Below are 21,484 nucleotides of genomic sequence, written 5' to 3' on the forward strand. Positions count from 1 at the left end.
TGCGACAACAGGACTTGCACCTCCGGACGTGGGCGGAGCTGGTGGGTGACGCCGGTGCGCAGGACGGGGTCCTCGGCGTACACCGCGACCGGGATCCTCGTTGTCATGCCAAACCTCCTGGAAACGTCGTCATGCGATACCCCGTAGAACCGGGATTGCGGCAGCCCCTTTAAGAACATCGTGCGTCCAGAGCCGGACCGCATCTGCCGCACGGGTAGTGAGTGCACGGCTTTGCCCGGACGGTGCCCTTTTCTCCCTGCCAGGACAGCACTTGCCCTCCTTACCGTTGGCTGCCGTGACCGCAACGACGGAATTCGGTCTCCCCACGGTGGTCGTCACGCCCGGCCAGGAGACCAGCACGACGATGACGGTGCGCAACGACAGCGACATCGTCGAGGCGTACGAGTTCGAGGTGGTGGGTGAGTGCGCGCCGTGGACCGGTGTGGAGCCGGACCGGCTGTCGCTGTACCCCGGCACGTCCGGCGAGGTGACCGTGCGGCTGCGGCCGCCGCGCTCGCCCTCGGTGCGCGCGGGCGAGGTCCCGCTGGGCGTGCGCGTGCTGCCCGCCGAGCGTCCCGAGTCGGTGACGGTGTCGGAGACGACGGTCGTCATAGAGCCGTTCGCCGAGCAGCGCGCGGAACTGGTGCCCGAACGCCGCCGCGCCTGGCGCAGCGCGCGGTATCAAGTGGAGCAGCACAACCTGGGCAACACACCGATCGCGGCTTCGCTGGTGGCACCGGAAACCGACGACCAGTTGGCGATGACCACGCCGCAGCGGCCGTTGACCGTGGAGCCCGGCGACCGCGCGGAGCTGGAGCTGCGCGTGCGGGTGGCCAAGGTGCTGTGGTTCGGCAAGCCCGTGCACTGGCCGTTGAACGTGGACGCGACGGCCGTCGCGGGCGAGGCAACAGCTCAGCACCCGCTGGAGGGCGAGTTCATCCAGCTGCCGGTGTTCCCCCGGTGGTTGCTGGCCGTGCTGGCCGCCTTGCTGGCGCTGCTGCTGGCCTGGCTGCTGCTGGTGCGGCCCGCGGTGCGCAGCGCCGCGCGGGAGGCCGCCGACGACCGGGCGCAGGAGATCGTCGAGGCCGGGGGCCAGGAACAGGCGCCGAACCCCGACCAGCCCGGTGGCGGCGAGAACGGTCAGCAGGGCGGCCAGCAGCCGGGACAGGGACAAGGCCAGGGGCAGGGTCAGGGTCAGGGGCAGGGTCAGGGGCAGCCTCCTGGCGCGGGCGTCGCGGGTGGGGAGCAGAGCTCCAGCACCATCGAGGTGCGCACCAACGGCGGGCAGCAGGGCACCGGCAGCTTCACCGTGCCCGAGGGCAAGGTCTTCCGACTCACCGACCTGGTGCTGACCAACCACCAGGGCGACGAGGGCGTGCTCAGCATCTCCTTCGGCGGACCCACGGTGGTCACGATCGCACTGGAAACCTTCCGCAACCAGGACTACCACTGGGTGACCCCCATCGACATCCCGGAGAACGCCACCGTCACCGCCACTGTCGACTGCACCAGGCCCGGAACCCCCGCCAGCGGGCGGCAAGCGCCCAACTGCTTCCAGCTGCTCAACGTCAGCGGCGCGCTGGGCGACCTGCCGCCGGAGAACTGAGCCGAGGTGGCGCGCGTGGTGGCGGAGGCGGCCTCTCCGGCCGCGCCACCGCCCGCGCCCGGCTCACCGACCGACCGCGCCGCGCCCGAGACCCGCGACGATCCGCTTGGCCGTCAAGGCGAACAGCAGCACCACCGGCAGCGTGCCCAGCACCGCACCGGTCAGCACGAGCGGGTGGTCGGTGTAGTAACCGCCGGCCAGTGTGGACAGTGCGATCTGCACGGTGGGCGTCCGGTGGGGGTCCAGCACCACCAGCGGCCAGAAGAAGTCGTTCCAGGAGGCCAGGAACGTCAGCATCCCCAGCACCACCGCGTGCGGGCGCAAGGCGGGCAGCGCGACGTGCCAGTAGGTGCGCGCCACCGAGCAGCCGTCCACCCGCGCGGCGTCGACCAGTTCGGCGGGCACCGACTCCCGGCACGCCTGGCGCATCCAGAACACGCTGAACGCGCTGACCAGACCGGGCACCACCACCGCTGTCAGCTCGCCGTACCAGCCGAAGTCCCCGACCAGTTCGAACAGCGGGACCACGCCCAGCTGCGCGGGCACCATCGCCGAGGTGACGACCACCGCGAACAGCTTGTCCCGGCCGCGGAAGCGCAGTCGGGCGAAGGCGAACCCGGCCATGGTCGACAGGAGCACGTTCGAGGCGGTGGCGATCCCGGCCACGGCGGCGGAGTTCCCCAGCGCCGCCCAGAAGTCGACCGCTCCGAACACCTCTCGCGCGTTGGCAGGCAGTTCCGCGCCGGGCAGCAGCGGCGGCACCCGCCGGGACAATGCGGCGTTGTCGTGCGAGGCCACCACCACCGACCAGTACAGCGGGAACAGCGAGGCGACCAGCACGCCCAGCAACGCCGCTGAGGCCAGCGGACCACTGGTGCGCCGCACCCCTCAGCCCCGCCGGACCAGTCGGCGCAGCAGTGCGGCGTTGCCGAACGCGAGGATCGCGCACAGCGCGAACAGCACCCACGAGACGGCGGCCGCGTAACCGGCGTCGAACCGGTCGAACCCGTTCTCGTACAAGTACATCACCAGGGTCTGGAACTGCCGGTCGTTGCCGCCGGTGCTGGTGCCGCCGAACAACCGCGGCTCGGCGAACAGCTGCAGCCCGCCGATGGTCGACACCACGGCGGTGAACAGGACGGTGGGCCGTATCCAGGGCAGCGTCACCGTCCAGAACACCCTGGCGCGCGAGGCCCCGTCGAGTTCGGCGGCCTCGCGCAGCTGCCTGGGCACGGTCTGCATGGCCGCCAGGTAGAGCAGGGCGTTGTAACCGGTCCACCGCCAGATCACCATGATCGCCACGCCCAGGTGCGCCGACCAGGCGTGGGCCTGCCAGTCCACCGGTCGCGCGCCGAACCACGACAGCGCCCAGTTGACCAGGCCCTGGTCGCGGCCGAGCAGCTGGGTGAACACCAGCGCGACCGCGACCACCGGCACCACGTTGGGCAGCAGCACCACCGCCCGCAGCGCGGTGCTGCCGCGCGACGGCCGGTCCAGCAGCGCCGCGATGCCCAGCGCCGCCAACAGCTGTGGCACCGTCGCGACCACGAAGATGCTCAAGGTGTTGACCAGCGCGTTGTAGAAGTGCGGATCGGCCAGCAGGGCGGTGTAGTTCTCCGCCCCGGTGAACGCCACCGGCCCGTCGAGCAGGTCCCAGCGGTGCAGGGACATCCACGCGGTCCTCAGCAGCGGGTAGAGCCCGAAGACGAGGAACAGCACGAAGAAGGGGGCGATGAACAGGTACGGGGTGATGCGGTGGTCCCAGCGCGCGAACAGCACCGTGCGGCCCTCAACCGAGGATCGTCTTGGCTTCGCGGACGGCTTGTTCCCACGCCTGGTCGACGGTCTGCGCGCCGTCCTCGACACGGCCGAGCGCCTGGCCGAACACCGGTCGCACGTCCGCGTCGCGCACCCCGCGGTGGTTGGGCCGCACGCTGTCGGACGAGGCGGCGAACAACCGGCCCACGGGCGCGTCGCCGAAGTACGGGTCGCGGTGCTCCAGCACCACCGGGTCCTGGTAGACCTCCGGCTGACTGGGCAGGATGCCCGCTTGCACGAACAGCTTCTTCTGCTGCTGCGGCGCGGTCAGCCACTCGGCGAGCCGGTAGGACTCGCGCTGGTGCGCGCCCTGCGAGGGCACGGTCAGGTAGGAACCGCCCCAGTTGCCCGCACCGCCGGGGATCGCGGTGACGTCCCACCGGCCCGCGCCCTCGGGACCGCCCGCCTGCTCGATCTGGGCCAGCATCCACGCCGGGCAGGTGGTGGTGGCGAAGCGGCCCTGGTTGATCGCGGCGTTCCAGGGCTGGGTGAAGGTGGTGACCCTGGCGGTCCAGCCCTTGGCCCCGATCCCGCCCGCGATCCGGAAGGCGCGCCGCACGTTGGGGTTGGTGTCGCCGATGAAGGAGTCGTCGGACTTGGCGAAGTAGTTCTCCTCCGCCTGGTTGAGCACGGCGGTGTAGACCGCGCCCGCGGAGTCGACGAACTCCGCGTCGTCCACCCGCTGCGCGAAGCGCTCGGCCAGCTCGGCGTAGTGCTCCCAGGTCGGCCACAGGGCGGCGACCTGGTCGCGGTCGGTGGGCAGCCCCGCGCGGGCGAACAGGTCGCGGCGGTAGCACATGGCCAGACCGCCCATGTCGGTCCCCAGGCCCACCACGGTCTCCCCCGACACGCCCTGCGCCCACTTCCACGGCACCCAGCGGTCGCGCAGCTCCCCCGCGCCGAACTGAGCGAGGTCGGCGAACTTGTCGGTGGACTGCCGCAGCCTGGGCATGTACTGCTCCTCCACCGCCACCACGTCCGCGGCGCCCCGGCCCGCCGCGAGCGCGGTGATCAACCCCTTGTGGTGGGAGTCGAAGTCGGCGACCCGGCCGACGACGTCGATCCCCGGGTTCGCCCGCTCGTACTCGGCGAAGAGCGGCTCGTAGCCGAACTCGCCGAAGGTGGCGACGGTGAGCCGTAACTTCCCGTCCTGCCCGGCTCCGGTGCCGCAGCCCGCCAGCACCAGCGCCGCTACCACCAGCAGCGATCGTCCCGCACGCACTCGTCCCACGGTTGCCCCCCTGCGCAGCGCCATCAGGTGGGTCCATCCTGTTCGCGCCGCGGGTGCCCGCGTGGCCCGCCGCGACCCCGGCTGCCTCTCCTCACCGGATGGTTGCCTGAAGGGGCATGCCGGTCAGGCGCGGCGGCGGTTCCACTCGTCGAGCAGGGCGTCGATCCAGGCGGAGAGCAGCTCGGCGGTCCGGGTGTCGCCGCGGGCGACGTGCAGGCGCTGCTCGTCGCGGGCCGCGTTCAGCTCGTCGGCCAGGTCGACCACCCGCAGGTCGTACGCCTTCACCGCTGGGCCGCCGCGATCCGGAACGCCTGGATGTACTTGGGCAGCTCGACCAGCGCCTGCTCCCAGGTCCCGGCGGCGACCTGCCCCTCGAACGCCGCCTGCACCACCAGCCGGTCCACGTCCGGGGTGATCCCGTCCGCCGCGTCGCGCAGCTTGCGCGACAGCTCCACGCGGCGCAGGTACGCGCGCACCGCGTCCAGCGTCCGCTCCAGCTCCGCGATGACGTGGTCGGCCTGCTCCGACCCCACCACCAGCCAGCCCTCGTTGGCCAAGCGGAGGAAGAGGTCGCCTGCGAATCTCTCGCCGGTCACACCACGCGGCTCGCGGCTCGCGTCCCCATCGGATCGCATACCCACCGCACCTCCGCACGGGAACCAGGGATGTGATCACCAGCCCACCACGCGCGCAGGCCGGCGGCCAAGTGCCCGGATCGCGATCTGCCCGTCCTTACCCCCGTCCCTGCCCAGCACGGCGGATTACTCCGAACGAGTGAACGTGGTGATGTTGGTGAACCCGATCTGCCGTAGGGGGGTTATTCCGGTGTTGTCGAGGCGAGGTCAGGGGGCAACGGGTGTCGACCACCACCGCTGGCACCACCACCGGCGACGGCCTGCGCGTGCAGCTGCTCGGCCCGGTGCGCGCCTGGTCGGGGGAGACCGAGCTGGCGCTGGGCCCGGCCAGGCAGCGGGCGGTGTTCGCGGCGCTGGCGGGCCGGGCCAACCAGCTGGTGTCCCGGCAGGAGCTGATCGACGCCGTCTGGGGCACCTCACCGCCCCGCAACGTGGTCGGCAGCCTGCACACCTACGTCTCCGGGCTGCGCCGCGCGCTGGGTCCGCACCGCACCGACCTGGTGTCCCGCGCCAGCGGCTACTGCCTGCGCCTGGCCGAGAACGCGGTGGACACCGAGGTGTTCGACCGGACCCGCGCGGAAGGCGGCAGGCTGCTCGCCGCGGGCCAGTGGAGCCAGGCCCGCGACGCGCTGGGCCGCGCGCTGGCGCTGTGGCACGGCGCCGCATGCTCCGGCGTGCCCGGCCCGTTCGCCGAGCTGGAGCGGCACCGGCTGGCGGAGCTGCGGCTCGGCGCGGCCGAGCTGCACGCCTGCGCCCGGCTGGAGCTGGGCGAGCACGCCGAGGTGGTGGCCGACCTCGCCGGGCTGATCGCCGAGCACCCCTGGCACGAGTCGCTGCGCGAGCTGGTCATGCTCGCGCTGCACCGGTCAGGGCGACGCGCCGAGGCGCTGGAAGCGTTCCAGGAGGCACGCCGCGCGCTGATATCGCAGCAGGGGGTGGAACCCGGACCGGCGCTGCGCGAGCTGCACCAGCAGATCCTGGCGGGCCCGGCGACTCCCCCACCCGCCGCGCCGCCGCGGCTGCACAGCGTGCCTGCCCCCGTGGCGCAGGCCCTGCGGCAGCCCAACACCACCTTCGTCGGCCGCGTCGAGGAGACCGCCCTGCTGCGCGACCTGGTCGCCGACGTCCTGGCGGGCCGGGGCGCCGCGGTGTGGATCGAGGGCGAAGCGGGCATCGGCAAGTCCGAGCTGCTCCGCGCCGCCCTGGCCGACGCCGCGGACAGGGGCTGCCAGCTGGCCTGGGCCACCGCCGACGAGCTGGGCGGGCGGTTCCCGCTCCAGGTCGTCATGGACTGCCTGGACGTGCACCCCAGCTCCCCCGACCGGCGACGCGCCGAACTGGCCGCCCGGCTGCGCGCCGAACCCGCGCACGGCCGCTGGGGGCCGTCGGACCCGGTGCCCACCGCGGTGGACCAGCTGATGGGCCTGGTCGACCAGGCGTGCGCGACCGCGCCGCTGCTGCTGGTCGTCGACGACCTGCACTGGGCCGACGACGCCAGCGTGCTGCTGTGGCACCGGTTGGCCAACGCGACCCGGCAGCTGCCGCTGCTGCTGGTCGCCGCCACCCGACCCGATCTGGGCAGGCCCGAGCTGACCCAGGTCCGCCGCGGCGTCGAGGCCCGCAACGGGCACGTGCTGGAGCTGCGCCCGCTGGCCCAGACCGAGGCCGAGGAGCTGATCGGCCACGTCGTCGGCGCACCACCCGGCGAGGCCCTGCGCGAGCTGGCCCGCCGCACCGCGGGCAACCCCCTCTACACCAAGGAAGTCGCCCACGCCCTGGTGCGCGGCAACTCCGTGCGCGTGGTGCGCGGCGTCGCCCACGTCGACCTGACCGCCGCCTTGGAGGTGCCGCGTTCGCTGCTGGCCGCGGTGGACCGCACCGTGGAGTCCCTGTCCCACCCGACGCGCGAGGTGCTGCGGTTCGCCGCGCTGCTCGGCGCGGAGTTCCGCGTCGCCGAGCTGACCGCGGTGACCGGGAGGTCACCGCTGGAACTGGCGGGAGTGCTCAGCGAAGCGGTGGCCGCCACCGTCGTCGTCGAGGCGGGCGACGACCTGGCTTTCCGCCACCCCTACCTGCGCCAGGCGCTGCACGAGGCCATCCCGCTCCCGGTGCGGGCGGCACTGCACCGGCACGCCGCCGAGGCGCTGGCCGGTGTGGGCGTGCCGGTGGAGCGGGTCGCCGAGCACCTGGTGGCCGACCCGATCCCGGTGGACGACTGGGTGGTGGGCTGGCTGGTCGAGCACCACGTCGCGGTCACCAACCGCGCCCCCGCCATCGCCACCGACCTGCTGCGCCGCACCCTGGCCACCGACCTGCCCACACCCGCGCAGCGGGCGACCCTGCTCGTCGCCCTGGTCAAGGTGCTGTTCCGGCTGGAGCGCTTCCCCGAGCGGGAGGCCGAGCAGGCGCTGCGGCTGATCACCGACCCCGCCGACGCCGCCGAGATGCGGCACCTGCGCGCGGCCATGCGGCACCGCCTCGGCGACACCGACACCGCCATCGCCATGCTGCGCGAGGCGCTGGAGGCGCCCGACGTGCCCGCGATCTGGCGGACCAGGCACCGGTCCCTGCTGGCCAACTTCCGCCGCGGCGACCTGGCCGACCTGGACCTGGCCGAGCGCACCGCCCGGCGCGCGCACGCCGAAGCGGTGGCCGAGGGCGAGCCCTACCCCATCGCACAAGCCTCGCAGACGCTGTGGCTGATCCACTCCATCCGGCGCGACCACGAGCGGGCGCTGCGCCACGTCGACGACGCGCTGCGCGTCACGGGCCACCACCCCGGTCTGGCCGAGCTGCGCTTCGACCTGCTGGACAACCGGGTGTTCAGCCTGCAGAACCTCGACCGCCTGGCCGAGGCCGAGCAGGCGCTGCGCTCGGCGGACGCGGTGGCCGACCAGCAGCACCTGCCCACCGCCCTGCAGGTCTCCGCCGCCGTGCACCACTACTGGACCGGCCAGTGGGACCAGGCGCTGGCCGAACTGGACACGGTCACCGAGGACGGGCCCGCCATCACCTTCTTCGGCCTGCGCGAACCCGGTCCGGCGGCACTGCTGATGCACGGCGTGGCCGCGCTGATCGCGGGCCGCCGCCACGACCGGGTCACCGCCGCGGCGCACCTGGAGGCCGCCGAGGCACACGCGCCCAGCACCGGTGCCGAACGGGAGAGCTGCGACTTCTACCTGGTCGCCACCGCGCTGGCCGCCGAGCGGCGCGGTGCCACCGCCGAAGCGCTTGACCACCTCGCACCCGTGCTGCGGCCCGACTACGCGCGGATGATGCTGCGCCACCAGTGGCTGCCCTACGCCACCCGCCTGGCGCTCGACGTCGGCGACCACACCGCCGCGCGTGAAGCGCTGGCCGTGTGCCAGGAGGAGGCGGACAAGGAGGTGCGCCCGGCACGGGCGTTCGCCGCCGCCGAGCACTGCCGCGGTCTGGTCGCGGGCGACCCCGAACCGGTGTTGACCGCGGCGTCCCACTACCGGCGGGTCGGCCGGGTGGTGGAACTGGCCTCGGCGCTGGAGGACGCCGCGGTGCTGCTGGCCGCGCACGACCGCGCCGACGAGGCTTCGGCGACCTTCGCCGAGGCGGTGGAGCTGTTCGGCGCGGTGCACGCCCGGTGGGACGTCCACCGCGCCGAGAGCCGCAGGCGCGCCGCGGGTGTCCGCCGCGAGCGGGAGCCGGACGCTTCCGGCCTGCCCGCCCTGTCTCCGCTGGAAGTCCGCATCGCCCGGCTGGTCGCGGCGGGGCTGTCCAACCCCGACATCGCCCAGGAGCTGGCGATGCCCCGCCGCACCGTCCAGTCCCACGTGTCGAGGCTGCTGGACAAGCTGGACTCCCGCTCCCGCGCGGACATCGCCGAGCACGTCAACCCCGCCTGCTGACCCACCCCCACCGCGAGTCGCGCGTCCGGACACCACCAGTCGCGCGTTCACGCACCACGAGCCGAGCGTTCGGGACGCCGGGTGGTAGTTATCCACTCTCGCGGGCACGTCGGGTAGTACTTGCCGACGCAGCCTCGGTGGTCGGGGTCGCCGTCGGGAGCCCTTGGTCGCCCAGTCCGGTGGGTCCGACGGCGGACCTGCCCACGTCCGCGCTCGGCTCGGTCATGCGCCGCCGATGCCCTCCAGCTCCGCGAGCGCGTCCGCTGGCAGCTCCAGCTCGGCCGCGGCGAGGTTCTCGCGCAGGTGGGCGAGCTTCGAGGTGCCGGGGATGACGACGACGTTCGGCGCGCGGTGCAGCAGCCAGGCGATCGCCACGGCTTTCGCGCTGCTGCCCAAGCGCTCGGCGACCGCGTCCAGGACGCCCGACTGCAGCGGGGTGAAGCCGCCCAGCGGCCAGAACGCGGTGTAGGCGATGCCCTGCGCGGCGAGCCCGGCGATGAGCTCCTCGTCGCCGCGGTGCGCGACGTTGTACCAGTTCTGCACGGTCACGACCGGGGCGATGGACCGCGCCTCGGCCACCTGCTCGGCGTCCACCACGGACAGGCCGAGGTGCTTGATCTTGCCCTGCTCGCGCAGCTCCGCGAGCGCGCCGAACGGCTCGGCCAGCGAGCCGGGCACCGCCGAGTGGCCGTCGGGACCGCCACCGACGCGCAGGTTCACCACGTCCAGCACCTCGACGCCCAGGGTCCTGAGGTTCGACTCGACCTGCTCGCGCAGCTGCTCGGGACGGCGGGCGTGCAGCCACTCGCGGTTCGCGCCCCGCACGGAGCCGACCTTCGTCACGACGCTCACCCCGGTGTAGGGCGCGAGGGCATCGCGGATGATCTCGTTGGTGACGTGCGGACCGTAGAAGTCGGCGGTGTCGACGTGGTCTACGCCCGCTTCGACGGCGGCGCGCAGCACGCGGACGGCCTCCTCGCGGTCGGCGGGCGGCCCCCACACGCCGGGGCCCGCGAGCTGCATGGCGCCGTAGCCCATGCGCGTGAAGGAGATCCCCTCCGACGTGGTGAACGTTCCGCCGGGGGTGTTCCCGGTGCCCATGTGGTGCGTCCTTTCGCTACTTCGTGACCAGATCCTCGGCGAGGGTGCTGCGCGGCGGCGGGAACGGCCTCCCGGAGCGCGCGGTCGCCAGCCCATGACGCCCGTGACGGGAAAGCGCTGCTGGGTCGTGACCGCAACCATCGGCGCGGTCCCGAGCACCTGCCAGTGCCCCCTCGATCCTGGGGGTGACAGGACCAGTCACACCCGAGGGAGCGCGGGTTACCGTGGAAACGTGGCTGATGAAGAGAACCTGCTGGGCGAGTACCTGCGCGCCCGCCGCGAACTCGTCACGCCCGAGCAGGCGGGGATCACCGTGGTGGGGGTGCGGCGGGTTCCGGGCCTGCGCCGCGAGGAGGTCGCGATGCTCGCGGGCATCAGCGCCGACTACTACCTGCGCCTGGAGCAGGGACGCGACCGCAAGCCGTCGGTCCAGGTCCTGGAGTCGATCGCCAGGGCGCTGCGGCTCGACGAGGAGATGACCGCCTACCTGATCAGCCTCGCCGTCGACAAGCCCCGGCGCAGGCGGCGGCCGATCAGGGAGACCGTCCCGCCCGGCATGGCGAAGCTCGTCCCGACGCTCCAGCTGCCCGCGTTCGTGGAGGGGCGCTACCTCGACGTGCTCGCCGCCAACCCCCTGGCCACGGCGCTGTCGCCGCGGCTGGCGGTGGGCGGCAACCGGTTGCGGGACGTGTTCCTCGACCCCGCCGAACGCGCGCTGTTCCCGGACTGGGAGGTGGCCACCGCGGGGCTGGTCGCGGGCTTTCGCCAGTCGGTCGGCACCGACATCGACGATCCCCGCTTCATCGAGCTGGTCGGGGAGCTGTCCCTGGCCAGCCCCCGCTTCCGCGAGCTCTGGGCGCGGCACGACGTCGGGCCCCGGCAGGGCGCGGTCATGCGCTTCGACCACCCCCAGGTCGGCAGGCTGGTGCTGCACCGGGAGAAGCTCCTCGTCACCGGCACCGAGGGGATGATGCTCGTCGTGTACCACGCGGACACGGGCAGCGAGGACGCGGAGAAGCTCGCGCTCCTGGCTTCCACCCTGCCCTGGGCGCCACCCCTCGGCCCGGCCGCCGAGCCCGCGGCCGGGCGGCCGGGGGCGTGACCGGAGAGGTCAGCGGTTGGCGAGCAGCTCCGGGTAGGCCCTGGTCGGATCGGCGTAGACGTTGCCCGCCCGGTCCACTCCCCGCGCCAGGTAGACCTGGTGCCGGTGCCCCACCCGCTCGTGCTTGAAGCGGACCGTCGTGGGCATGTAGCGCATGGTGTAGCCGCAGCGGCGCGCGGAGCTGCGGTTGGGCGGGCTGCCGTGCACGAGCATCGCCGAGTGGACGCTGCACTGCCCGCGCTCCAGCTCCACGTCGACAGCACTGGATTCGTCCACATCGGACGGGACCAGTTCCTGGTCGAAGACGCCCTCCTCGTCGCAGGAGCGCCGGTAGCGGCCCGCACCGCGCAGGTGGCTGCCGGGGATCACGCGCATGCAGCCGTTCTCGCGCGTGGACGGGTCGATGGCCAGCCACACGGTGACCGCCCGCGCGGCCGGTTCGATGCTGTCCCGCCAGAAGAAGGCGTCCTGGTGCCACGGCACGCCCCTGCCGTCCCCGGAGGGCTTGCAGATGAAGTGCGACGAGAACAGCGCGATGTCCGGTCCGATGATCGGCTCGACCAGGTCCAGCACGTCGGGGTCAAGCAGCCAGCCGAACAGCTCGGGATCGGTGAAGTGCGGCACGTCCATGTGCTCCGGCCGCTGCCCGTCGGGCAGCGCCGCGAGCTTGCGCTCGAAGTGCTCGGCCAGCGCCTCGAACCGGTCGGGCCGCAGCAGGCGGTCGCGGCGGAGGTACCCGGCCGCGCGGTAGAAGTCCAGGCCCTGTGTCATGTCTTCCTCACCTCGAATCGAGCAGGCGTCCGTCCTCCGCCGCGTAGAGCAGCAACCGGCCCGGTGCCGCGGTCACCGCCATGCTCCGCCCCAACGCGGGCTCGTCCTGTTCCGGCACGGTCAGGCTGACCAGCGCTCCCCCGGCGCACTCCAGCGTCACCAACGAGGTCACGCCGAGGTTCTCCACGATCGACACGCGCCCGGTGATGCCGTGCTCGTCGACGCGCAGGTATTCGGGCCGCACGCCGACGATGACGCCGGTCCCGGACGCCAGGTGCGGCACCCGCGCCAAGCGCGCTCCCGCGCACTCGACGTGACCGTCCCGCACCACGGCGTCGAGCAGGTTCATCGGAGTGGAGCCGATGAAGTTGGCCACGAACGTGTCCGAGGGCCGCTGGAACACCTCGCGCGGGGTGCCGAGCTGGCGCACCCGTCCGGCTTCCATGACCGCGATCCGGTCGGCCAGCGCCAGCGCCTCGGCTTGGTCGTGCGTGACGAAGACCGTGGTGAGCCCCAAGTCGTGCTGCAGGCGCTTGAGGAAGGTCCTGGCCTCCAACCGCAGCCGGGCGTCCAGGTTGGACAGCGGCTCGTCCAGCAGCAGCACGTCGGCTTCCACGGCGAGCGCCCTGGCCAGCGCCGCGCGCTGCTGCTGGCCACCGGACAGCTGCCCCGGCCTGCGGTCCAGCAGCTCCGACAGGCTCAGGCCGGAGGCGACCCGCTCGGCGGTGCTCCGCTGGACCTCGCGGGGAGCGCGGCGCACGCGCAGCGGGTAGCCGACGTTCTCCGCCACCGTCATGTGGGGGAACAGCGCGTAGTCCTGGAACACCATGGCCACCCCGCGCGCACCCGGTGGCAGGCGCGTGACGTCCCGCGAACCGATGGTGACCGAGCCCTCGGCGGCGGGTTCCAGGCCCGCGATCGTGCGCAGCAGCGTGGTCTTGCCGCAGCCGGACGGCCCCAGCAGGGCGAACAGCTCGCCGTCGGCGACGCGCAGGTCCAGCCCGTCCACCGCGCGGACCCCGTTCGGGTAGGTGGTGGACACCCCGGCGATGTCGATGGCGGCCATCAGCTCTTGATGCCTCCGTGGAATCGGAACCCGTAGCGCTTGTCGACCAGCACGTACAGCACGACCACCGGGATCGAGTACAGCAGCGAGAACACCGGGATCACCGCCAGGTTGACGCTGCCGCCCTCGTCCTGGAGCGTGCGCAGCAGCACCGCCGCCGGCTGCCTGCCCACGTCGCGCAGCAGCAGGAACGGCAGCAGGAAGTTGCCCCACGCGTTGACGAACGACCACACGAGCACCATCGCGATGCCCGGCCTGGCCACGGGGAGCACCACGTGGCCCAGCACCTGTCCCGCCGACGCGCCGAACACCCGCGCGGACTCCTCGTACGAACGCGGCACCGCGTCCACGAAGTCCTTGAGGATGAAGATCGCCGCGGGCAGCAGGCCGCCCGCGAGCACCAGGGCGGTGCCCAACCGCGAGTCGATCAGCCCCAGCTGGAGCATCAGCACGAAGATCGGGACCATCGCCGCGGTGCCGGTCACCACGCTGGACAGCAGCAGGAGCAGGTACAGCAGCGCGTCGCGGCCGGGGAGGCGCACCCGCGACAGCGCGTACGCGGCCAGCGCGGCGGAGGAGGTGGTCACCGCGCAGGCCACCAGGCACAGCAGCACCGAGTTGGCCAGGGACGTCAGCGCGTACGGGTGGGCGAGGGTGGCCCGCACGTTGGCCAGCGTCCAGTCCGGCCAGCGCAGGCCCAGTCCGGGCCGCGCGTCGAACGGCGCGCCCGCCAGCCACAGCATGGGCACCGCGAAGAACGCCAGCACCACCGCGATCAACGCGGAGGCTGCGATGCGGCGCACCACCCGCCGCGGCGTCACGCCCGCCTCCGCAGCAGCCTCAGGTACACCAGCGCCACCAGCAGGTTGCCCACCAGCAGCAGCAGCGATATCGCCGAGGCGTAGCCGAGTTGACCGCTCTCCAGCGCCTGCCGGTAGATCAGCACGGGCAGCACCTCCGACTCGTGGTTCGGGCCGCCCGCGGTGAGCAGGAAGGGGGTGAAGTCGTTGGCCGTCCACAGGCTGATCAGCAGCGTGTTGGTCAGCACGTGCCCCCGGATGTGCGGGAACACCGCGTCGCGGACCGTCTGCCAGCCGTTCGCGCCCAGCAGCCGGGCGGTCTCCACCTGCGACGGCGGCACCGCGGCCAGCGCGGAGGTGTAGAGCAGCAGCGAGAACGCGGTGCCGCGCCAGATGTTGAACACCACCAGGCTGGCCATCGGGTACTCCACCAGCCACGCGGTCGCGGGCCGGTCCAGCAGCAGGCCCAGCGTGCCGCCGTCGCGGCTGAGCACCGCGAACCACAGGTAGGCCACCACCGGGCCGGGCAGGACCCAGGCCAGCAGCACCAGTCCCTCGACGGCGCGCCGCAGTCCGGGGCGCACCGGTCGCAGCAGCCAGGCCAGGGCGAAGCCCAGGACGTTCTGCCCGATCACCGCCGAGCACAGCGCGTACAGCGCGGTCAGCCGCACCGAGTTGCCGAACAGCGGGTCCGCCAGCGCGGTGCGGAAGTTCTCCGCGCCCACCACCTGGGGCTGGACCGCCGCGGGCCCGGTGAGCTGGTAGTCGGTGATGCCGATGTAGAGCGTCCACAGCGCCGGGAAGACCAGGAAGACCCCGATCAGCACCAGGGCCGGGGCGAGGAAGCCGAACGCCCGCACCGGGCCCAGACCGGCCGCGTCGCGGTCAGCCGCCCGCAACGGAGTCCTCGCCGACCGCCTTCACCAGCGCTTCCCGGTACGAGCGCGCGGCCTGCTCCGGTTCCCTCCCGGCCACCACGTCCGCGGTCGCCTGCTGCAGTGCCGCCGACACCTTCGGGTAGTCGGCCAGCGGGGGCCGGTACCGGGTGATCGGCAGTACTCGGTCGGCGATGAAGCCGAGCACCGGATCGCCCGCCAGCACCTCGTCGTTCACGTCCTGGCGCTGGGTGATCTGCGCGGTGCCCGCCAGCGACGACTTCACCGCCTCGGCGGAGTTGAGGAACCGGAGGAACTCCCAGGCCTGCCGGGGGTAGCGGGTGTCGGGGTTGATCACCCGCACGCCGCCGCCGGAGGTGCTGACGAAGTCCTGCCCGCCCACGCCCGCGCCGGGCCGCCGCGCCGGGATCAGCGCCCAGCCCACCGCCGTGTCGCGATCGGCCATCCTGGCCACGCCGCCCACCGGGTCCAGCACCGACCGCCAGAAGTAGTCGCTCTCCAGCAGGATGCCGATCCTGTTCTCGGCGAACAGCGCGAACGAGCGCTCGCGGCCGTTGGCCTCCTGCTGGAGCACCGGGTCGGCCAGGCCGTCGCGGTGGATGCGCCGGTAGAGCCCGAGCACGTCGCGGACGTGCGCCGTGTCGCCCTGCCACTTGCCGTCCTGGTGCACCAGCGCGCCGGTGCCCGCCAGTGCGGGCAGCACACCCTGCATGGTGGTGGCCTCGCCCATCGCGGTGCCCGCGTTGAGCTGGAGCGGCCAGACGCCGGGCAGCGCCTTGAGCTTGGCCGCGGCGTCGAGCAGGTCGTCCCAGCTGCGCGGCTGCCACTGGACGGGCAGCCCGGCTTGGGCGAACAGCTTCTTGTTGTAGAACAGCACGCGCCCGTCGGTGCCCATCGGCACGCCGTAGCGCCTGCCCTCGAACTCACCGAGGCCCTGCACCGCGTCGGGGATCTGCCGCCAGCCGTCCCACGCGTCGACCTCCGCCGCGCCGACCACCTCGTCCAGCGGGCGGACCTGCCCGGCCTGGGCGAACTCGCCGAGCCAGATGCCGTCCAGCTCCACCACGTCGGCGCCGCCGCCGGTCTTGAGGTCCAGCGCGACCTTGGTCTTGAAGTCCTCGTCCCCGGCGCCGTTCTGCTCGAACCGGACGGTCATCGCGACGCCCTTGGCCCGCTGCGCCTCGGTGAACCGGGGGATCACCCAGTTGGTGATCCAGTCCGCGCCGCGCGCGTTCTTCCCGCCCGACACCGCGTTGGCCACGATCGTGAGCGTGACCTCCTTGGCGTCGGCGTTGCGCGTCGGGTCCGCCTCCCGGGTCCGGCCGAGGCAGCCGGTCAGCAGGCCGGACACCGCCAGCAGGCAGCACACCACCCGCGGGGCGGTCGTCGTCGTCCGCCACATGCGCCCTCCCACCCAGGGAGCCGATCGGTAGTCCACGCTCCAACATGGCAGCCGGTCGCGCGGCGCGCAGCGGCCTAACGGGCGATCAGCCGTTCGACACCGGAGGGCTCACGCACCGGGGTCCTCGGCGCTGACGGCCGCGAACACCGCGGACAGGTCGGCGTAGTCCCTCTTGGGGATCTCGCGCAGCGCCTGGACCGCGGTGGGGTCGCCGTGTCCGATGGCCGCGTCGAGCAGCGTGTTCCTGCTCGCCGGGAAGGCGACCTCGGCCAGGCAGTCCCTGAGGTGGTCGCGGACGGTGGGTTCGGGCATCGTCGCTCCTGATCCGGTCAGCCGCGCTCGGGCGTCTCGTCGTCCTGGTCCGGCAGCGAGGAGTCCTCCTCGCCGAGCCCTTCCTCCTGCTCGGTGGCGGGCTTGGCCTCGTCGGAGTCCTCTTCGGGACCGGGAACCGCTGTCTGCTCCATGCCGGTGCGATACCCGCTCCCCCACCCCCGAAACGCCCCGCGCCCCCCTTGAGCGGGGGCCGCCCCCACCGCCTGCCGTATGTCGTTTCAGCATGGAAGCGGCTGTTTCCGTCTTGGACAGCATGGATGGCCGTCCTGAGACTGGGCGTGACGACACCGGAGCACCGAACGAGAGGCACTTTCGTGTCCACCCGACGCATCACGGCCGCGACCATCGCCTTTCTCCTGGCGGCCTTCCTCCTGGCGGGCTGCACCGCGACGCCCACCACCAAACCCACCACAGGGGCCACCGCGGCACCCAGCGCCCCATCCAGCACGACAGCCGCCCCCGCCGAGGCGGAGTTCGCACGACTGGAGCGGGAGTTCGACGCGGAACTCGGCGTGTACGCGGTGGAGACCGGCACGGGCAGGGAGGTCGCGCACCGGGCGGACCAGCGGTTCGCCTACGCCTCCACGATCAAGGCCCTGGCCACGGGCGCCGTGCTGCGGCGGCACGCCGTCGGCGAGCTGGAGCAGGTGGTGACGTACGCGCGGAGCGACCTGGTCGAGTACTCCCCCGTCACCGGGGACCGCGTGGGCACCGGCATGACGTTGCGCGAGGTGATGGACGCGGCCGTGCGCTACAGCGACAACACGGCCGGGAACCTGCTCTTCCGCGACCTGGGCGGCCCCGAGGGTCTCAACGCGGCGCTGCGCGCGATCGGTGACACCACGACCAAGGCGGCCAGGGTGGAGACCGAGCTCAACGAGGCCGTTCCGGGCGACGAGCGCGACACCAGCACCCCGCGCGCCCTCGCGGGCAGCCTGCGGGCCTACGCCCTGGGCGACGCCCTGCCCGAGGACCGCCGGGCGGTCCTGGTCGACCTGCTGCGCCGCAACACCACGGGGGCGGAGCTGATCCGGGCAGGCGTCCCGGAAGGCTGGGTCGTGGGCGACAAGACCGGCAGCGGCGGCTACGGCACGCGCAACGACATCGCCGTGGTCTGGCCGCCCGACCGCGCCCCGATCGTCCTGGCCGTGCTGTCCGACCGCGACACCGCCGACGCCGACCACGACGACGCGCTGATCGCGCGGGCAGCCGCCGCGGCCGTCAACGCCCTGCGCTGACCACGTCTGCAAGTACTACCCGAGGCCCTCGGGTAGTACTTGCAGACGTCGGGTCAGGCGGCGTCGGCCGAGTTGGACTCGGTGATCCGCTCCTGGACCCGGTCGCGCAGCGGCGAGGCGGGCGGCACGGCCTGGCGGGCCGCCCCGCGCCGCTCGACCGGCCCGGCCACCGGGTGGACCTCGTCCTCACCGGGCAGCGGCACGCCGGGGCAGGTCGCGCTGGACGGCCGCGAGTTGTGCAGCAGGAACACGTTGACCATGCCGTCCACGCACGGGTTGCCCCCCACCGCGTACTGCCCGTGGAACGCCGAGTCGTCGACCGAGACCATGCTCACGCCGGGTGCCGCCCGGACCGCCGCGCCTGCCTGCTCGTAGCCGGTCTGCGGGTCGAACTCGCCCTGCACGACCAGCACCTTCCCGGCCACCCGCGCGGGCAGGTCCGGCAGCGCCTGGCGCGGCGCGTCGGACCAGAAGCCGCAGAACTCCGACAGCCCGTAAGCCCAGCCGAACAGCGGGTAGCGCGGCCCCTGCCGGTCGCTCAGCGACCGGTACCAGGCGGCGGAGCGGGTGGGCTGGTCGCCGCAGGCGACGGCGACCCTGGTGCCCGCCAGCCGCGTGTAGTCCTCCTCCAGCGCGGCGGCGATCCTGCGGGTGGTCAGCTGGGCGAGGGGGACGCCGTGCTCGGCGCGCGACCACGCGTCCAGCTCCGCCCGCACCCCGGCGGCCACGGCCGCCTCGGGCGCCTGTCCGCGCATCTCGCCGACCGCGAGGGCGAACAGCGCCGCGCCGAGCACCCAGCGCAGCTCGCTGCCCATGCCGACGAAGACGCCGTCGAAGGCGTCGGGGGCCAGTACGCGCTCGGCCTTGAGGTAGGCGCGGGCCTGCTCCCAGGTCTGCTTGGCCTGAGCGGGCGTGGCGCCGACCAGGTCGGCGAAGTGGCGGGTCATCCACGGCAGGAACACGTCGTCGAACTGGCGCTGGCCGATGACCGGGAAGGCCTCGAAGGCGGCCTGGAGCCTGCCCTGCCAGTTGACGCTGGAGTCCAGCACCACCTTGCCCGCGCTGTCCGGGAACAGCGACGCGTACTTCGCGCCGAGCCACGTGCCGTAGGAGTAGCCCAGGTAGTTCAGGCGCGTCTCGCCGAGCAGCCGCCGGATCAGCTCCATGTCGTGGGCGGTCTGCCAAGTGGTGATGTACGGCGTCAGCGCCTCGCTCTGGCACGCCTCGGCGATGGCGCGCGGCGCCTTCTGGTGCTCGGCGATGCTGTCCGCGGACCGGTCGCGGGCGTCGAGGTCCTGCCGGGTGGACAGCCTGCCGTTGGGGATCTCGCACACCAGGCCGGGGTCCTCGGCCTGCGCGCCTTCGCGCCCGGTGCCGCGGGGGTCCATGCCGATGAACGCGTACCGCTCGCTGACCGCGGGCTGCAGCGCGGCCAGCGCCCCGGCCAGCGAGGAGCCTTGGCCGCCGGGGCCGCCGGGGTTGACCAGCAGGGCGCCCAGGCGCTCGCCGGTGGCCTCCACCCGGCTGATCTGGATCTTCAGGTCCACGCCCGAGGTCGGCGCGGCCCAGTCGCGGGGCACGGTCACCAGCGCGCACTGCGCGGGGCGCGCGTCCTCGGGTGTGTCGAAGGGGCACGCGCCCCAGGTGAGCTGCTGGTCGTCGTAGGTGTCGAACGGATCGTCCGCGGCGTGCGCGACAGCGGTGGTGCCGGTGAGCACCAGCACCGCTGCCAACGTCGTCGCCACGTTCCCGGTGAGGCGGCGCAAGGTGCTGCCCTTTCGAGGGGGGACCTGGGACGGGCCGATCATCACCGACCGGGCCGATCGGCGACCACGGCCGTTCGTTGATCCTCCGAGCACCGGCATCGGCCGAAAGGACTAGGGGGATTCCCGTTGCGTGACAGTCCTTTTCGGTCATTCCGTAAGCTCCGGGCATGGCATCTCCCACTGCGCCTCCGCGCGCCGTCACCGCGGCTTTCCTGGCGTTCCTGACCTACGCGGCGACCGCGCTGGCCTCCGGCGTGGTCGTGCTCGCCGCGCGGCCCGAGTTCGAGGACGCGGTGCGCGCGTCGAACCTGCGCTCCTCACCGCGGCTGACCGAGGACCAGGTCCGGGGGACCGCCTCGGCCGGTCAGGGCGTCCTGCTCGTCCTCACCACCCTGGTCGCGCTGGTCTACCTGTGGCTGGCGGTCAAGTTCCGGGCCGGGCGCGACTGGGCGCGGGTCGTGCTGGCGGTGAGCACGCTGCTGCAGCTGGCCGCCCTGGTGACCGGCGAGCGCAAGCACGCCGTCGAGCGGGCCGGCTTCGTGGTCGCCGTGATCGGCACCGCGCTCGGCTACGCGCCTTCCTCCAACGCCTACATCGCCGCGGTGCGGGCGGCGAGGGACTGACCTGCATGACCGCACCCGGTGTGCAGGCGCGACGAGGAGTGCTCGTGGCCGAGATCGCCGCGCTGGTGGCGACGACCGCCGTGGACAGCGCGCTGGCGGTCCGCTGGCAAGCCCCCTCGGGGGTGGCCACGCCCCTGCTGGCCACCGCGGTGCCGCCGGTGGGCACCGCGGTCGCCGTGCTGGCCGCGCTGCGTCGCCGGTTCCCCCGGCGGATCGGCGTCCTGGGCGCGGCGGTGGTCGGCCTGTCGCTGCTGAGCACCGGTTTCAGCGCCTTGACCGACACCCTGGACTGGGGATCGACCGCCTACCCGGCGACCACCGAGGTGCTCGCCTGCGTCCTGCTGGTCGGCGCCGGGTGCAGGCGCCTGCCACCCGTGGGGGCGGTGGTGCTGGCGGCAGCCGCCGGTGCGGCCGTCGTGGCCGCTCCGGCGGTGCGCCACGGCCTGGACTCCCCCGCCGCGCTGCTGGCCGCGCCCGCCGCCCTGCTGTGGGGCGTGGCGCTGGCGGTCGGCCTGGTCCTGCGCGATGCCGATGCCCGTCATCTGGCCGCGCTCGACCGGGTGCGCACGAACGAACGGCTGCAGCTGGCGAGGGAGCTGCACGACCTGGTCGCGCACCACGTCAGCGGTATCGTCGTGCGCGTGCAGGCCGCACGCGCCCTTTCGGGCAATCCCTCGGTGCCGGAGCAGGAATCCGCCGCGGTCTACGCCGACATCGAGCGAGCGGGGGCGGAAGCACTGGTGGCGATGCGGAGACTGGTGGGCATGTTGCGCAGCACCGAGCACGCCCTTCCCCCACCCGACTCCCGGTTGGGGGACGTGGTGCGCGCCGTGGCCGCCGACCGGGCCGTGGTGGACGTGGCGGAGGAACTGGACGACCTGCCGGTTCCGCCGGAGCTGTCGGGCACCGTCCACCGGGTGCTGCTGGAAGCGCTGACCAACGTCCAGCGGCACTCCCCGGAGGCGACCGAGGTCCGCGTCACCGCGCGGGTCGAGGACGACCACCTGGTGCTCGACGTCGGCAACGACGGTGTGCCCGAGCGGCCCGCCGACCGACACGGGGGTTATGGGATCACCGGCATGACCGAGCGGGTCGCCGCCCTGGGCGGCACGTTGGAGGCCGGGCCCCGACCGGCCGGGCGGTGGCACACCACCGCGCGGTTGCCGATGGGGCCGGAGGAAACGCCGTTCGGCCACCTGCCGAGGGGGGTGTGAC

General features: G+C 73.2%; 20 protein-coding genes. 6 read left to right on the forward strand and 14 right to left on the reverse strand.

Going from position 1 to position 21,484, the window contains the following annotated elements; genetic code table 11:
* Nucleotides 1–295 precede the first annotated feature (295 nt).
* Nucleotides 296–1,606, forward strand: a complete 1,311-nt coding sequence (locus IEZ00_RS28650; RefSeq protein ID WP_189226467.1) for a COG1470 family protein — start codon at nucleotides 296–298, stop codon at nucleotides 1,604–1,606.
* Nucleotides 1,607–1,669: 63 nt separating this feature from the next.
* Here IEZ00_RS28650 and IEZ00_RS28655 read toward each other — a convergent pair whose 3' ends face one another.
* The 5 genes from IEZ00_RS28655 to IEZ00_RS28675 all read right to left on the reverse strand — a co-directional run bounded on the left by IEZ00_RS28655 (nucleotide 1,670) and on the right by IEZ00_RS28675 (nucleotide 5,290).
* The gene (locus IEZ00_RS28655) at nucleotides 1,670–2,491 is read right to left on the reverse strand and encodes a carbohydrate ABC transporter permease (RefSeq protein WP_189226468.1); all 822 of its coding nucleotides are present in this window, start codon (nucleotides 2,489–2,491) and stop codon (nucleotides 1,670–1,672) included.
* 3 nt (nucleotides 2,492–2,494) lie between these two features.
* Nucleotides 2,495–3,385 carry a carbohydrate ABC transporter permease gene (locus IEZ00_RS28660; protein WP_189226469.1) on the reverse strand — a complete coding sequence of 297 codons (891 nt, stop codon included), beginning with the start codon at nucleotides 3,383–3,385 and terminating at the stop codon, nucleotides 2,495–2,497.
* A gap of 10 nt (nucleotides 3,386–3,395) precedes the next feature.
* On the reverse strand, nucleotides 3,396–4,679 hold the full coding sequence (locus IEZ00_RS28665; protein ID WP_189226470.1) for an extracellular solute-binding protein: 1,284 nt from the start codon (nucleotides 4,677–4,679) through the stop codon (nucleotides 3,396–3,398).
* Between the two features lie 99 nt (nucleotides 4,680–4,778).
* Entirely contained in the window at nucleotides 4,779–4,940 is a 162-nt protein-coding gene (locus IEZ00_RS28670) for a hypothetical protein (protein WP_189226471.1), read from the reverse strand.
* The gene (locus IEZ00_RS28675; protein WP_189226472.1) at nucleotides 4,937–5,290 is read right to left on the reverse strand and encodes a hypothetical protein; all 354 of its coding nucleotides are present in this window, start codon (nucleotides 5,288–5,290) and stop codon (nucleotides 4,937–4,939) included. Before IEZ00_RS28675 ends, IEZ00_RS28670 begins: the two co-directional genes overlap by 4 nt.
* Before the next feature lie 221 nt (nucleotides 5,291–5,511).
* Here IEZ00_RS28675 and IEZ00_RS28680 point away from each other — a divergent pair, with 221 nt between their 5' ends.
* Nucleotides 5,512–9,171, forward strand: coding sequence for an ATP-binding protein (locus IEZ00_RS28680; protein ID WP_229796173.1), 3,660 nt, complete (start codon nucleotides 5,512–5,514; stop codon nucleotides 9,169–9,171).
* 222 nt (nucleotides 9,172–9,393) lie between these two features.
* Here IEZ00_RS28680 and IEZ00_RS28685 read toward each other — a convergent pair whose 3' ends face one another.
* On the reverse strand, nucleotides 9,394–10,272 hold the full coding sequence (locus tag IEZ00_RS28685) for an oxidoreductase (protein ID WP_189226473.1): 879 nt from the start codon (nucleotides 10,270–10,272) through the stop codon (nucleotides 9,394–9,396).
* A gap of 232 nt (nucleotides 10,273–10,504) precedes the next feature.
* On the opposite strand from IEZ00_RS28685, the gene IEZ00_RS28690 reads away from it, so the two are divergent.
* Complete coding sequence (locus tag IEZ00_RS28690) at nucleotides 10,505–11,374, forward strand: helix-turn-helix domain-containing protein (RefSeq protein ID WP_189226474.1); 870 nt, start codon at nucleotides 10,505–10,507, stop codon at nucleotides 11,372–11,374.
* A 9-nt stretch (nucleotides 11,375–11,383) separates the two neighbouring features.
* Here the strand turns inward: IEZ00_RS28690 and IEZ00_RS28695 are convergent, their stop codons facing one another.
* From IEZ00_RS28695 to IEZ00_RS37880, 7 genes are all read right to left on the reverse strand, one after another.
* A complete protein-coding gene (locus IEZ00_RS28695) occupies nucleotides 11,384–12,145 on the reverse strand; it encodes a phytanoyl-CoA dioxygenase family protein (protein ID WP_189226475.1) in 762 nt (253 codons plus the stop codon).
* 7 nt (nucleotides 12,146–12,152) lie between these two features.
* Nucleotides 12,153–13,211, reverse strand: a complete 1,059-nt coding sequence (locus IEZ00_RS28700) for an ABC transporter ATP-binding protein (RefSeq protein WP_189226476.1) — start codon at nucleotides 13,209–13,211, stop codon at nucleotides 12,153–12,155.
* Complete coding sequence (locus tag IEZ00_RS28705) at nucleotides 13,211–14,032, reverse strand: carbohydrate ABC transporter permease (protein ID WP_189226477.1); 822 nt, start codon at nucleotides 14,030–14,032, stop codon at nucleotides 13,211–13,213. The genes IEZ00_RS28700 and IEZ00_RS28705 overlap by 1 nt, the downstream gene beginning before the upstream one ends.
* Nucleotides 14,029–14,910, reverse strand: coding sequence for a carbohydrate ABC transporter permease (locus IEZ00_RS28710; protein WP_189226478.1), 882 nt, complete (start codon nucleotides 14,908–14,910; stop codon nucleotides 14,029–14,031). Before IEZ00_RS28710 ends, IEZ00_RS28705 begins: the two co-directional genes overlap by 4 nt.
* Nucleotides 14,897–16,309: an extracellular solute-binding protein gene (locus IEZ00_RS28715; RefSeq protein WP_189226479.1), complete on the reverse strand. Its 1,413-nt coding sequence runs from the start codon at nucleotides 16,307–16,309 to the stop codon at nucleotides 14,897–14,899. Before IEZ00_RS28715 ends, IEZ00_RS28710 begins: the two co-directional genes overlap by 14 nt.
* Nucleotides 16,310–16,417: 108 nt before the next feature.
* Nucleotides 16,418–16,621: a DUF2795 domain-containing protein gene (locus tag IEZ00_RS28720; RefSeq protein WP_189226480.1), complete on the reverse strand. Its 204-nt coding sequence runs from the start codon at nucleotides 16,619–16,621 to the stop codon at nucleotides 16,418–16,420.
* A 17-nt stretch (nucleotides 16,622–16,638) separates the two neighbouring features.
* Nucleotides 16,639–16,773 (reverse strand): hypothetical protein, encoded by a 135-nt coding sequence (locus IEZ00_RS37880; protein ID WP_268248859.1) that lies wholly within the window; start codon nucleotides 16,771–16,773, stop codon nucleotides 16,639–16,641.
* A gap of 183 nt (nucleotides 16,774–16,956) precedes the next feature.
* On the opposite strand from IEZ00_RS37880, the gene bla reads away from it, so the two are divergent.
* Entirely contained in the window at nucleotides 16,957–17,880 is a 924-nt protein-coding gene (bla, locus tag IEZ00_RS28725) for a class A beta-lactamase (protein ID WP_229796174.1), read from the forward strand.
* Between the two features lie 53 nt (nucleotides 17,881–17,933).
* On the opposite strand, the gene IEZ00_RS28730 is transcribed toward bla, so the two are convergent.
* A complete protein-coding gene (locus tag IEZ00_RS28730) occupies nucleotides 17,934–19,646 on the reverse strand; it encodes an alpha/beta hydrolase (protein ID WP_229796175.1) in 1,713 nt (570 codons plus the stop codon).
* A gap of 167 nt (nucleotides 19,647–19,813) precedes the next feature.
* Between IEZ00_RS28730 and IEZ00_RS28735 the strand changes: the two genes are divergently transcribed.
* Together IEZ00_RS28735 and IEZ00_RS28740 are read left to right on the forward strand one after the other, a co-directional pair.
* Complete coding sequence (locus tag IEZ00_RS28735; protein WP_189226483.1) at nucleotides 19,814–20,269, forward strand: hypothetical protein; 456 nt, start codon at nucleotides 19,814–19,816, stop codon at nucleotides 20,267–20,269.
* 5 nt (nucleotides 20,270–20,274) lie between these two features.
* Nucleotides 20,275–21,483, forward strand: coding sequence for a sensor histidine kinase (locus IEZ00_RS28740; protein ID WP_189226484.1), 1,209 nt, complete (start codon nucleotides 20,275–20,277; stop codon nucleotides 21,481–21,483).
* Nucleotide 21,484: the final 1 nt, after the last annotated feature.

Origin of the sequence: Saccharothrix coeruleofusca (assembly GCF_014648515.1) — a bacterium.
Classification (GTDB): domain Bacteria; phylum Actinomycetota; class Actinomycetes; order Mycobacteriales; family Pseudonocardiaceae; genus Actinosynnema; species Actinosynnema coeruleofuscum.

Bases quoted from the DNA above. Each gene is read 5' to 3' on its own strand.
- IEZ00_RS28715 (WP_189226479.1), bottom strand. From the start codon at position 16,309: ATGTGGCGGACGACGACGACCGCCCCGCGGGTGGTGTGCTGCCTGCTG.
- IEZ00_RS28735 (WP_189226483.1), top strand. From the start codon at position 19,814: ATGGCATCTCCCACTGCGCCTCCGCGCGCCGTCACCGCGGCTTTCCTG.
- IEZ00_RS28675 (WP_189226472.1), bottom strand. From the start codon at position 5,290: ATGCGATCCGATGGGGACGCGAGCCGCGAGCCGCGTGGTGTGACCGGC.
- IEZ00_RS28700 (WP_189226476.1), bottom strand. From the start codon at position 13,211: ATGGCCGCCATCGACATCGCCGGGGTGTCCACCACCTACCCGAACGGG.
- IEZ00_RS28720 (WP_189226480.1), bottom strand. From the start codon at position 16,621: ATGCCCGAACCCACCGTCCGCGACCACCTCAGGGACTGCCTGGCCGAG.
- IEZ00_RS28695 (WP_189226475.1), bottom strand. From the start codon at position 12,145: ATGACACAGGGCCTGGACTTCTACCGCGCGGCCGGGTACCTCCGCCGC.
- IEZ00_RS28665 (WP_189226470.1), bottom strand. From the start codon at position 4,679: ATGGCGCTGCGCAGGGGGGCAACCGTGGGACGAGTGCGTGCGGGACGA.
- IEZ00_RS28685 (WP_189226473.1), bottom strand. From the start codon at position 10,272: ATGGGCACCGGGAACACCCCCGGCGGAACGTTCACCACGTCGGAGGGG.
- IEZ00_RS28740 (WP_189226484.1), top strand. From the start codon at position 20,275: ATGACCGCACCCGGTGTGCAGGCGCGACGAGGAGTGCTCGTGGCCGAG.
- IEZ00_RS37880 (WP_268248859.1), bottom strand. From the start codon at position 16,773: ATGGAGCAGACAGCGGTTCCCGGTCCCGAAGAGGACTCCGACGAGGCC.